Source organism: Beijerinckia indica subsp. indica ATCC 9039, from assembly GCF_000019845.1.
Lineage (GTDB): Bacteria > Pseudomonadota > Alphaproteobacteria > Rhizobiales > Beijerinckiaceae > Beijerinckia > Beijerinckia indica.
On sequence record NC_010581.1, the window covers coordinates 90,235 to 102,103 of the forward strand.

Consider the following 11,869-nt stretch of genomic DNA (forward strand, 5'->3'; position numbering starts at 1 on the left):
GTTAAAGTTGTTTAGAAAATAGTTGTTTTCCCGAAATAATTGCCCCCCAACATCACGAGGCCAAACAGTAGCACCAGCAAAGCAGCGCCCATCTCGAAGAGGGACAAGAGCACAGGGCCATAGGGCCCACCGGAGAGCGGCGTCTTGGCGGCAACCAGTTTGAGCGCCGAGGTTTTGGCGAAAACGGTCAAGAGCGCGAGCGCACCGGTGGTGATGGCCGTGCCCAGCGCCATCGCCAAAGTGGCGCTGACGCCGGTCAGAAAGATCCCCTGCGACAAAGCGAAAATCAGCACGAGGATGGCTCCAGAGCAGGGCCGCGTTCCAGCCGCCAGAACGGCGAGCAGGGCACTTTTAATGCCTTTGTCCGAGGCATCCGGCGCAAGAGTCAGCAGATGGTTGCAACCGTCATCGCAAGCGAAGGCTTGTGCGCCCGTGGATGCACCGATGGGTGATGCGGGGTCGACGGATTCGGCCTTGAAGGCCGATGCACGCGGTGCTGCGGTGAAGTTTGAGGATGCGCCGGCGGGTGTAAAAACAAGGCCCGCCGGCATCTTGCGCGCGGCCTGATCCCGCGCGGCCAAGACCATGGCGACGAGCTTTTTGCTTTTGTTGAAGGTGAGACTCGCACCAAGGATAGCCATGCCAGCATAGCTGGCGATTTCGAGAATATGCGCCGTATCAGTCATTTGCCGCGCGGTCGCATGCACCATCATCGCGGCGATGGTGACCAGCGCAATGGCCACGCCGGCCTGGAGCAAGGCCGCGCAAAAGGACAGGACAAGCCCGCGCCGCACCATTTTTTCATTAGCGAGAAGATAGGCGGAAATTACCGCCTTGCCATGGCCAGGACCGGCTGCGTGAAAGATGCCATAGGCGAAACTCAAGGCGATGAGGGTGGCCGCCGCGCCGCCATCGGTGCGGCTCGCGCGGAGAGCTGCGGTCAGACGCTGATAGAAACGGCTTTCCTCGCCCAGCAAGAAACCAAACACACCTTGCGTGGAGGCTGCACCCTCGTTGACGCCGACCGCAAAAGGATGGTGGACGCCCTGGGCGAAGCCGGAGCTCATAGCAAAACCACAAAGGATGAGGCCGGTCAGAACCAGGAGCCTGTGGGGTCGGCCAAAGGAGGCCAAGCGGAGTGATGGCATGCGGCGCTGGGGCATGACGTCTCCTTTGCAAAAGCTCATGATGAAGAGGGTGATTGCGGCCCCACCGATTATTCTTTGATCGATGGCATGAGACTCAAGGGTATCGATTCAAGGGCAGGCGATGATGATCCGGCTCGCCAGCTTGAGTCCGAAATCGCTGCCCGGGGATAAGCCGCTGAAAAAGGCCTCATCCAGTTTCTTGCTTTCATCAGCCGCGAGCGGCTTGGCGTCGATCTGATTCGTTGAGCAGCCCGAGGGTGCCTTGTCGAGCAGAACGGGAGATTGCTGGGCCATGGTGAAAGCGACGAAATAGGTTGGGTCGTAGATCTGGAAGGAAAAGCTCCGGCTGGCGCTTGCCGGTGTCTGCAACGGCAAAGTGAAGCGCAGCACCACCGATTTATCGGCCTGTTCCTCGAGCGTATAGTCCTGCGGCGGTCCAAACACGAGGGGCGCACCGCCCGCTTTGGCATGGGTGAAATAATCGAATTCGGCGAGGGATTCGACATTGCTCTTGGCGAGTGGCGCCAGTTCCTCGCGCGTCGCCGTTCCGCCGTCCTTGCCGAGGCCCTGCGTGACGAAGGCGGAATATAGAGGGTCGAACACCCAGGCATTGCGGATTGCTGTGATCTTGCCTTGGTCATCGAAAATAATTTGGGCTCGTGCCGTCACGAAGACATGCGGATGGGCGAGCGCTTGCCCCGACATGGTCATCAGGATGAGCCAGAGGCCGAGCCGCGGCAGATTCCTAAAAAGGGATTTTCTCTTCGGCCTACATCTCAGATTCATCTGAATAGGAGAAAAACAGGCATGGTGTGATCGTAATCCGATGGTCATGCGCATTGAGGCTCGATGGCGGTGTGGGAGAAAGCATTCATCCAAAAGAGAACATCTCTTTTGGATGAATTTGGTGCATTTTCAGAAAGATCGAGCATCGGATAGGGTCAATTTGGAAGTTCGATGCTCTAGACGAAATCAGTCGGATAGAAAATGGTAAAACCTTTTACCGCATTCTTTGATACTGCATCCCGGCCAAAGCGAGGCACGCCGGCTTTGCTCGGTCATTCTCGCAAAAGGTTGCAGAAAATTGCAGAGAATTGACGCTTGCAAAACTCATTTTCCCATCGAAACAGCCTGACGACGCGCTACCCCGGCTTGGAATGAATTTGCGGCCACCCTATTCTGATGATCGACAGCCGGCGCTCCGGCGGAGGGTTTTATGGTGAAGGTGGCGGTCAATGGGGAGACCAGTCGGGGCAATGAGCCCGGGTCTCGAACCGCTTGGGATCCCTATGATCTGACGCGGGAAAGGCTGCTGCTCGGCGGTGCCCAGGCCGTTGTGCGGCTGCTTTTGATGCAAAAGGAGCGCGACAGGCGCGCCGGGCTCAAAACCGCAGGTTTCATCTCGGGCTATCGCGGCTCCCCGCTCGGCGGCCTCGATCTGCAATTCGTCCAGGCCAAAAAACATTTCGACGCGCAGGATATCCATTTCCAGCCTGGCCTTAACGAGGATCTGGCGGCGACCGCCGTCTGGGGAGCGCAACAGGCGGGTCTCTCCGGCGAGGGCCGTTTTGATGGCGTTTTTTCGCTTTGGTATGCCAAAGGGCCGGGTGTTGATCGTAGTGGCGATGCCCTGCGTCACGCCAATCTTGCGGGCACGGCGAGCCATGGCGGCGTGCTGGCGCTCGCCGGTGATGACCATACGGCGGAATCCTCCTCCACGGCCTATCAGTCGGAATTCGCTTTCATCGATGCGATGATCCCGGTCCTGGCGCCGGCCAATGTGCAGGAAATCCTCGATTACGGGCTTTTAGGCCTGGCGATGAGTCGTTTCACCGGCACTTGGGTTGCCATGAAATGTGTCAAGGAGATCGTCCAGGCGACAAGCACTGTCAATGCTTCCCTTGATCGCATCCAGCCGGTTCTCCCCACCGATTATCGGCTGCCGCCGGGCGGACTTGGAATCCGGGCTGGGGATATATTTCTTGCTCAGGACGAGCGTTTGCAAACGGCCAAGCAGGAGGCCCTGCGCGCTTTTCTGCGGGCCAATCGGCTTGATCGGCTGATTTTCAATGGCGGGGAGGCCCCGCGCATCGGCCTGATCGCCTCGGGCAAGACTTATCTCGATTTGCGTCAGGGCCTCGTCCATCTCGGCATCGAGAATGAAGACGCTGCAGCGGAGCTGGGGCTGAGACTCTATAAAGTCGGTTGTTCCTGGCCGCTCGAGCCGCAGGGACTGCGCGCTTTTGCCAATGGACTGGACCTTATCATCGTCATTGAGGAAAAACGCGCCCTGATCGAGATGCAGGCCCGCGACATTCTTTATGGCATGGCTGATCATCCTTTCATTCTCGGAAAGCAGGATCGCCACGGCAATTCCTTGTTTCCCGCGAGCGGCGCCTATGAGGCCAGCGACATCGCTTTGGCCATCGGCGACTTCCTGCTTGATCATGGCCGGCGCGGCCCGGCCAAGGAGCTTTTGGCCCATCGCCTCGAGACTTTGCGACAGGGAAGCCGGCTATCCGCTCGTTTCACCGATGTGGCGCAACGGCTGCCGGGTTTTTGTGCCGGCTGTCCGCATAATCGTTCGACGCAAGTGCCGGATGGCATGCGCGCCTATGCCGGCATCGGCTGCCATTTCATGGCGCTCGGCATGGATCGCTCGACCCAGGGCTTTGCCCATATGGGCGCGGAGGGTGCGAACTGGATCGGCGAGGCGCCGTTTTCGCGCCGCGGCCACATCATTCAAAATCTTGGCGATGGCACTTATACCCATTCTGGCCTCCTCGCCATCCGGTTCGCCGTCGCGGCGGGCGTCGATATTACCTATAAAATTCTGTTCAACGATGCCGTGGCGATGACGGGCGGTCAGCGGCTCGAAGGGGGCCCGACGGTCGATCGGATCGCCCGTCAGCTCGCCGCCGAAGGCGTTGCGCAGATCGCCGTGGTCACGGATGAGCCAGAGAAATATACCCCCGGCATCGCTTGGCCGGCTGGTGTCACCATCGAGCCGAGACAGGAACTCGACGCGGTGCAACGCCGCCTTGCGACGCTGCCCGGCGTCACTGTCCTGCTTTACGATCAGACCTGCGCCACTGAAAAACGCCGTCGCGGCAAACGGGCCAAGGCGGCGGCGCCGTCGCGCCGTGTCTTCATCAATGAATTGCTCTGTGAGGGCTGCGGTGATTGCGGGCTGGTCTCGAATTGCGTCGCGATCCAGCCGAAGGAAACCGAATTCGGGCGCAAGCGCACCATTGATCAATCGAGCTGCAACCAGGACTTCTCCTGTCTGGAAGGCTTTTGTCCCGCGCTCGTGAGCGTTGAGGGTGTGCAGCCGAAACGGATCGCCGACACTGTCGCGGATCTATTTCCCGCTTTGCCGCAACCCTCCCTTCCGGTGATCGGCGACAGGCCTTTCGGCATTATCGTGACCGGTATCGGCGGCACGGGTGTGGTGACGATTGGCGCCCTGCTCGGCGTCGCCGCCCATTTCGAGGGCAAGATATGCGGCATCAACGATATGGCCGGGCTGGCGCAAAAGGGCGGTGCGGTGTTCAGCCATGTGAGAATCGCGCAGGCTGAAGACCAGATTCATGCGATTCGCATCGGACAGGGCGAAGCCGATCTGGTGCTCGGCTGCGATCTCGTCGCCACGGCATCGCGCAAAATCCTGACCGCGATCGTCAAGGGCAAGACCGCCGTTCTCGTCAACGATGCGGAAATCCTGCCGGGCGATTTCGCGCGCGATGCCGATTACCATCTGCCGGCGCAGGCCTGCCGCCAAGCTCTTTTGGAGGCCGCCGGGGATGGCGTGACCTTTATCGAGGCGACGAATCTGGCGACGGCTTTATTCGGGCAATCGCTCGCCGCCAATCTGTTCCTGCTTGGCCATGCCTGGCAGCAAGGCTTGGTGCCGCTTGCGGAAAACTCGATCCTTGCGGCGATCGCCCTCAACGGCCAAGCGGTGGCGATGAACGAGGCGGCTTTTCTCTGGGGCCGCCGCGCCGCCGCCCATCCAGCCTCTGTCGCCGCTATTATCGTCAAAGCGCAAGCCAAGGACGGCGGGCGCATCCTCCCGGTTTCGACGACGCTGGACCAGATTGTCTCCCGCCGTGCCGCTTTCCTGACCGCCTATCAGGATGAAGCCTATGCCGAGCGTTATCTCGCTCTTGTCGAACAGGCTATCGCCACCGAGCGAAGGATCATGCCCGGCTGCGATGATTTTTCCAAAGCCGTCGCGCGCAATTATTTCAAGCTGCTGGCGATCAAGGACGAATATGAAGTTGGCAGGCTCTATAGCGACGGCTCTTTCGCCCGCCAGATCGGCCAGACTTTCGAGGGTGAGCCGGTTTTCACCTTTTACCTGCGTCATCCCTTGTGGCGGCGCCGGGTGGACGAAAAGGGGGCGGAGGACAAGGGAAAAGGCACCGGAAACCAACCGGCGAAGATCAGCCTTGGCCCTTGGATGCTGCCAGTCTTCCGGCTGCTCGCGCGTTTGAAGGTGGTGCGCGGTACGGCTTTCGATCTTTTTGGCTATCAACGCGAGCGCCGCGAGGAACGCCAAATGCTCGCCGATTATGAGAGCACGATCGCTGACATCCTGTCACGCCTCACGCCGGTCAATCATTCGGTGGCTGTGGCGCTCGCGGCCTTGCCGGAAAAGATTCGCGGCTTTGGCCCCGTGCGGGAACGGCATCGCCAAGCCGCGCAGGCTGAGGAAGCCTTATTGATGCGCCAGCTAGCGGCCAGTTCCGCGGCGACCACGCTCGCCGCGGCTGAGTGAACGGATTGTTCAGGTGGTCGGCGGAGTGGAAGAACCCTCCGTCGTCGGCATGGGTGCATCGACCGGCAAGCCGCGAATTTGCGGATAGGCGGAATTGCACATGATGCCGCAAATGCGGGAGAGCACGGCGACGAAGGCTTCCGCCACGTGGCCGTTGAAGACCTCATCTCCCAATTGCTTATGGAACGTCCAGAGCAGTGCCTTCACGAAAGGCTGGTAATGCTCAACCTTGACGCCCAGCTTCATATGGGTGACGCCGAGTTCCTGCATGGTGTTCAACGTATCATGCAGGCGGTTCATCGAGCGCACGAGCAGCGTCAGCATGTCGGGGAATTTTTGCTTGGTGCCCTCGAGATCCTTGAATAATTCCTGGGTATCGGGCGCCAGTTCGAAAAGCTTCGGATAGAAAACATCGCCGAAGGCCTGGTTGGCGTCCCTCTTCTGCTTTTCATAGCGTTGGATGATGATTTCGCTATTGCCTTCCGGTCGGGGAGGCAGCAATCGGATGATCGTTCTTTTGACGATTTCCACTTGTTCGTTGTTCATCGAACCTTTCCCCTGTTGATCTGATAGCGAGCTTCGCGAGGTCGACAGAACGACGCATGCTTGGATCGAGAAATCGGTATTCCGTAAATTCGGGAAGCACTAGCGTCTTTTTTAGCTTTCGCGGACAAGCTTCCCTTTATGGGGCAGGACCAAGCAGGTTATATGCCTGCCCCGCAGGCATTGGCCCTCGACACCGGTGTTTTCAAGGCTGTTTTGCGGGAAGGACTTGCGCAAAAGCCCGGCTTGCGGCATATGAACCGCTCACAAGATGCCCGGTGGCGCCTTTCTATGCATGCCGCACGCCCCGGCGAATGGTCCCAGGATTAATACGATGAAAGTCCGCAATTCCCTGAAGTCGCTGCGCACGCGCCATCGCGACAATCGCCTGGTCCGTCGCAAGGGCCGGGTCTATATCATCAATAAGACCCAGAAGCGCTACAAAGCCCGCCAGGGTTGAGCTTTTCGCGGGCAAATAATCGGCTGACGAATCAGTCAGCTTTTGACCTGTGCGCAAGGCTGGTCTAATTTCGACCTCATGCAGAGGTTAATGTCTTCCGCACGCGCCCGCCAGCCCGGCCCCGATTCCTTGTCCAGAAGGACTGGTCCTTTTCCCGCTCCACGCCTTTGGTTGTGGTCGGTCGGGACGGTGTCGGCACTTATCGTCTTGTCGTCTTGCTGGTCCTTGGCGCTGGCGGACCCTTATCCTTTCCCGCATCCGTCGCCACTCGGCCCCGACTGGCGCATGCAGGAAGACGGTGCAAACCCGCCATCCTATCCTCTGAATCCGCTTCAGGGCTGGCCTTTTGACCAAAAGGGGGCGGGCAATTCTTCTCGTGAGGGAAACAGGGCGCGCCCGGGACGGGATCCGGCCTGGGGTGACGGCCAGTTGCAAGGCCGGGCCAATCCCAGATTGAAACCGAAACCCAAGCCCGATCCAGAAGAAGCCTTGAAAAAGGCTCTGGTACCACCGCCCGATCCTGTCGTGCAGCGGCAAAAGCTCCTTGCGAAGCTTTTCGATCATTTGCAAGCCGCCTCGGATGAGGAGGAAGCCAGGGGATTGGCACAGGCGATCGAGGAAACCTGGCTGCGGTCCACCTCTGTCACGGCCACGCTCTTGATGAATCGCGCTTTGGCCGCGATCCAGGCGCAGCACTATCCGCTCGCTGAAGATATCCTCGACAAAACCATTCTTTTGCGCCCCGATTGGGCGGAAGCGCGCAACCAGCGCGCCAAGGTCCGCTTCCTGGCTGGCAATTTCCAGGGCGCCATGACCGATGTCGATGAAACGCTCAAACTGGAACCCCGGCATTTCGATGCCCTGACGACTATGGGCATCATTCTGGAGCAGACCGGATTTGACAGCCAGGCGCTGACTGTCCTGCGTAAGGCCCTGGCGCTTTATCCCCACCAGCCAGCCGTCGAAGCCATCGTCAAGAAACTAACCCTCTCGGTCGAGGGCCGCGATATTTGACCGGATGAGCTGCTGATCCAAATCTGGTCAATGCATCAAGCTGATTCCAAACAGGGACCCATTTTTGGGTTTGATGCCCCAGCCCCAGAACGAAAAGTTCGCACAAGTTTCAACCGGCATATTCAGGTGCTGAGAGAACGAAAGGACCCGCGATTCTAAAGGATCGCGGGAGGATAGCGAACGCGGGGATAATGTGGTTTTCACCAGAATAAAAGTGATTCATCACGATTGGGAGCGAGCCCTTTCGATGGGCAAGACATCGCTCTCCGTGAGAAAGATGTATCCGTGTTGGATGTACCAATCGCTATGTGAAACGATCAACGGTCTTTCATCTCCTTGTATCCAGTGTTCTATCAGCACATGAGTCCCGCTCCTGTTTGACTGTATGCAATATCAAACGGTTTCTCGGGGGCTCTGGTGCCCGTGAAAAAATGCCTTATCCCCAATCGTCTTTGTATTACGCTTTTTGATTAAACAATTGTGCGGAAAGAACACGTCAATGGCCAATCCAGAAGGCAATAACACTATTTTGTTTCTTGATTACGGAGACGAAGAAACGCTTTCGCGTTTAGATACATCACTTGCAAGTCCGCTGACTCCTTCATTTGATAGCTCACAGCTTCCGAAACTGATCCATTTTGTCTTCGGCATGCAGCCGGATCTCGGCGATAAGCCTTTCGGTTTCGTCCATTACATGGCTATCAAATCAGCCCATGATTTGCATCCAGAGTGCCGATTGATCTTCTGGTATGCCTATGAGCCATGCAGTGCCTATTGGGATGCGGTCAAAGACCTGGTAGAACCGGCTCACATCTATGCGCCTGAAATGATATTTGGGCGCCCGATCCGGCACTATGCTCATAAAGCCGATGTCGTAAGAATGGCAGTGCTTTGCCGCTATGGCGGCATTTATCTGGATCTCGATACGATTTGCGTTCGTCCCCTCACACCGCTTTTTCGGGGAAAACCCGTGATGGGGCAAGAACTCGCGGGCAGTCATGCCGACCGCCCGATCCAAGGCCTATGCAATGCCGTCATGATTGCGCCGCCAAACAGTTTGTTTTTCAAAACATGGTGGGAGGCTTACAGATCGTTCGATGACTCGGAATGGAATAGGCATTCTGTTCTGCTTCCTTATGTCATCGCACAAACTATGCCGGATGACATCACAATCCTTCCCCCTTCCGCCTTTTTCGAGCCGACCTGGGATGAAGCCGGTTTAAAAACTCTGTTTCATGCCGATCAGCGCTTTCCCGATGCTTATTGTCATCACCTCTGGGAAAGCAGGTCCTGGACGGATATTTCCCGTTTCAATGAAGACAGTATAAGAAGCGAAGAGACGACCTATAATCATATCGCTCGCCGTTATATCGACGCGAAGGAATATGATCGTCTGAAAAACATCAAAGCCGCGCATGTGGCGAGTGGCAAGGCGCGTTTGAATTTGGGCTCAGGACCCGTCTATCTGGCGGGGTGGACCAATGTGGATATGTTCGCGGATGCCTTCCCGGACATAGTCGCAAATCTGGAAAGGGACCCTTGGCCCTTCGCCGATAATAGTATCTGTGAAATCCGCGCGCACCATATCCTTGAACATATCGGGGATGGCTTTGAGTTCTTTATGCGGGAGATGTACCGGGTTTGCCGGAATGGGGCGAAAATATCGATCTCGGTTCCCCACCCCCGGCACGACTGGTTTTTGACGGATCCAACGCATGTCCGCCGGTTCATGCCGGAAACATTTTATATGTTTGATGCGGAGGTTTGCCGGCACTGGGTGGCAAGCCGTGATTCCAAGACACCGATCGCTCTCTATTGTAATATCGATTTCAAGGTCGACCAAGTTACGCAGGTCGTTGATCGTGACATGCAGGCGATCCTGCAGCAATATAATATCCCCGTATCAGAACAGACGGCGCGGCTTTTGTCGAACCTTGTCTGCCTGATCAACGTGCAAATGACCGTGCGCAAATCCGCGGTCACGCCTTATTGTACCGAGGCGCGCGCCGATATATTCGATTCCATATACCGCCATTCCGTTTGGGGGCAGGCGGAGGATGGCTTTTCTTCGGGGCCAGGATCTGATCCGGAACATATGTCGGCCTATCTTGACCTGGTCACGAATTATATTAAGGCAAACAAAATTAAAGTGGTCCATGACATCGGATGCGGAGATTTTCGTATCGGGTCAAGGATCGCCGCGCGCTGTCCGGATACGGCTTTTATCGGGATCGACATTGTTCCGATGCTCATTCAGCGCAATCGTATCCGATATGCCAACCTTCCAAATTGCAGCTTTGACGTTGGCGATATCGTCGAGAAGCCGATCGGCGTGGCGGATCTCGCGATCATTCGGCAGGTTCTCCAGCATCTTTCGAATGATAGTATCAGCAAGGCCATCCGCAATCTTTCGACCTATCCAGCCGTCTTAATCGCCAATCATGATGCTCTCGGGAATGCCGCCGTTAATGCGGATATCAGCGATGGTGCCGAGATTCGATCTGGCAAGCTGGATTTGACCGTAAGACCATTCAATCTTGACATCGAGGCTCTTGAGCGTCTCGATATTCCGGGGTGCCGTGGATTTCTTGACGTCGGCATTTTGCGTCAACCCGCAATGGCGGACCCACTTCTTTGAGAAAGATTAGGACCAGCATCCAGCTTTCGCTAAGTGCTGGTCCTGATCATCGAGGACGTAAAATCTCTATGTCAACAGCTTGGTATGTCGGGGATGGATGGATACGAGTCATAGGGCAACAGCCTTGAGCTGAGGCTGACTCCAATCGCGTTGCTCTTTGCGCGGATAGGAGATGAGCTCAAAGTCTTTGTATCGAGCCTTCCAAAAAGTGGCGCTGACATTCCAGATCAATGTCCCAGATCGATGCGCTAACCGAAACTTAAGCCCGTGCGACGCGAAAGAAGTTCTTTCTGGCGTGGATTGAGATTGGAAATCCAGTACTGAATAGAAGAATTATCTATCGAGGGCTTTCCCTCCAAGGGTGGAATCTCACCGATGGCTTGATAGACCGGTTTCCAAAGACAATGATAATTGACTGTCGGTTCATGGACGACGGCCATGTTCAATTTTTGGCGACGCAATGCGTTATAGAAGACTCTGTCGCCAATCGATGACAATTCTTGTGGCATATTCGCAAACAAATGCACAAGATGGTATGAACCGGGAAGGAAAAAGAAGCAATTTGTATCGACATGGCTTTCTATGGGTTCATCATTGATCGGTATGATCGTTTCATCCGGACGTCGCAGATAACGACGGGCGACGACATAATCACAGTCCTGTTCCGCATCGGCGGCAGTCTGTAAACAGGATGCTATATGATTGGGCTCAAACCAATTATCTGCATCACAAAAACAGAAACCGTCATATCGTTCAGAGATCGCGAGTAGGGCGCCTATGCCCCGAGGTGTGTTTCCGTAGTCATTATGGGATTGATCAAGTTGAATGTGACGTAAGCCTGCTCTCTGCACCCAATCCTGTGCGAAGCCATCCGCGACGAGCAAATGGTCGGTTGCCATGGTTTGCTCCCGCACGCTACGGATGCAGCGCTCCAGAAAAGAGCGATCTTCCTTGTAATAGGCAGTGACGACCAGATAGCGCTTCTGATGATTGAATTGCATACGGCACCTGTTTGAAAAAATCTTTCTGCACAGAATGGCGATACACTGTATCTGGGGATACTTTCTCGAAACTGGTCTGTTCTGCTCGCCCCGATGGTCTCAACGGAAGACGCCGCCTTTCTTGATGTTTGTTTCAACACAATGATTGAGGATGGGCGAAAGACGTTGGTGGTGATGGTCCCTTGCTGAAGCGTGAAATTGCGCCCCACGACCCATAGAGAAAATTGCCTTTCGTCAGCGCAATTGTCCCTTCAATTCGATCTATGAATATTTTTCACAGGTTTT

8 protein-coding genes are annotated in these 11,869 nt (G+C 56.2%); 4 read left to right on the forward strand and 4 right to left on the reverse strand.

Going from position 1 to position 11,869, the window contains the following annotated elements; all coding sequences use genetic code 11:
- Nucleotides 1-11: 11 nt before the first annotated feature.
- Nucleotides 12-1,163 (reverse strand): nickel/cobalt transporter, encoded by a 1,152-nt coding sequence (locus BIND_RS00405; protein ID WP_012383098.1) that lies wholly within the window; start codon nucleotides 1,161-1,163, stop codon nucleotides 12-14.
- Nucleotides 1,164-1,256: 93 nt separating this feature from the next.
- Nucleotides 1,257-1,988 (reverse strand): DUF1007 family protein, encoded by a 732-nt coding sequence (locus BIND_RS00410; RefSeq protein WP_012383099.1) that lies wholly within the window; start codon nucleotides 1,986-1,988, stop codon nucleotides 1,257-1,259.
- Between the two features lie 376 nt (nucleotides 1,989-2,364).
- Between BIND_RS00410 and BIND_RS00415 the strand changes: the two genes are divergently transcribed.
- Nucleotides 2,365-5,928: an indolepyruvate ferredoxin oxidoreductase family protein gene (locus BIND_RS00415; protein WP_012383100.1), complete on the forward strand. Its 3,564-nt coding sequence runs from the start codon at nucleotides 2,365-2,367 to the stop codon at nucleotides 5,926-5,928.
- Between the two features lie 9 nt (nucleotides 5,929-5,937).
- Here BIND_RS00415 and BIND_RS00420 read toward each other — a convergent pair whose 3' ends face one another.
- Nucleotides 5,938-6,474, reverse strand: a complete 537-nt coding sequence (locus tag BIND_RS00420) for a globin domain-containing protein (protein ID WP_012383101.1) — start codon at nucleotides 6,472-6,474, stop codon at nucleotides 5,938-5,940.
- 331 nt (nucleotides 6,475-6,805) lie between these two features.
- Here BIND_RS00420 and ykgO point away from each other — a divergent pair, with 331 nt between their 5' ends.
- The 3 genes from ykgO to BIND_RS19890 all read left to right on the forward strand — a co-directional run bounded on the left by ykgO (nucleotide 6,806) and on the right by BIND_RS19890 (nucleotide 10,583).
- Nucleotides 6,806-6,931 (forward strand): type B 50S ribosomal protein L36, encoded by a 126-nt coding sequence (gene ykgO, locus BIND_RS00425; RefSeq protein WP_012383102.1) that lies wholly within the window; start codon nucleotides 6,806-6,808, stop codon nucleotides 6,929-6,931.
- Nucleotides 6,932-7,021: 90 nt separating this feature from the next.
- Nucleotides 7,022-7,945, forward strand: a complete 924-nt coding sequence (locus BIND_RS19885) for a tetratricopeptide repeat protein (protein ID WP_012383103.1) — start codon at nucleotides 7,022-7,024, stop codon at nucleotides 7,943-7,945.
- 499 nt (nucleotides 7,946-8,444) lie between these two features.
- Nucleotides 8,445-10,583: a glycosyltransferase gene (locus BIND_RS19890; RefSeq protein ID WP_012383104.1), complete on the forward strand. Its 2,139-nt coding sequence runs from the start codon at nucleotides 8,445-8,447 to the stop codon at nucleotides 10,581-10,583.
- A 248-nt stretch (nucleotides 10,584-10,831) separates the two neighbouring features.
- On the opposite strand, the gene BIND_RS00445 is transcribed toward BIND_RS19890, so the two are convergent.
- A complete protein-coding gene (locus tag BIND_RS00445; protein ID WP_012383105.1) occupies nucleotides 10,832-11,584 on the reverse strand; it encodes a glycosyltransferase family A protein in 753 nt (250 codons plus the stop codon).
- Nucleotides 11,585-11,869 lie beyond the last annotated feature (285 nt).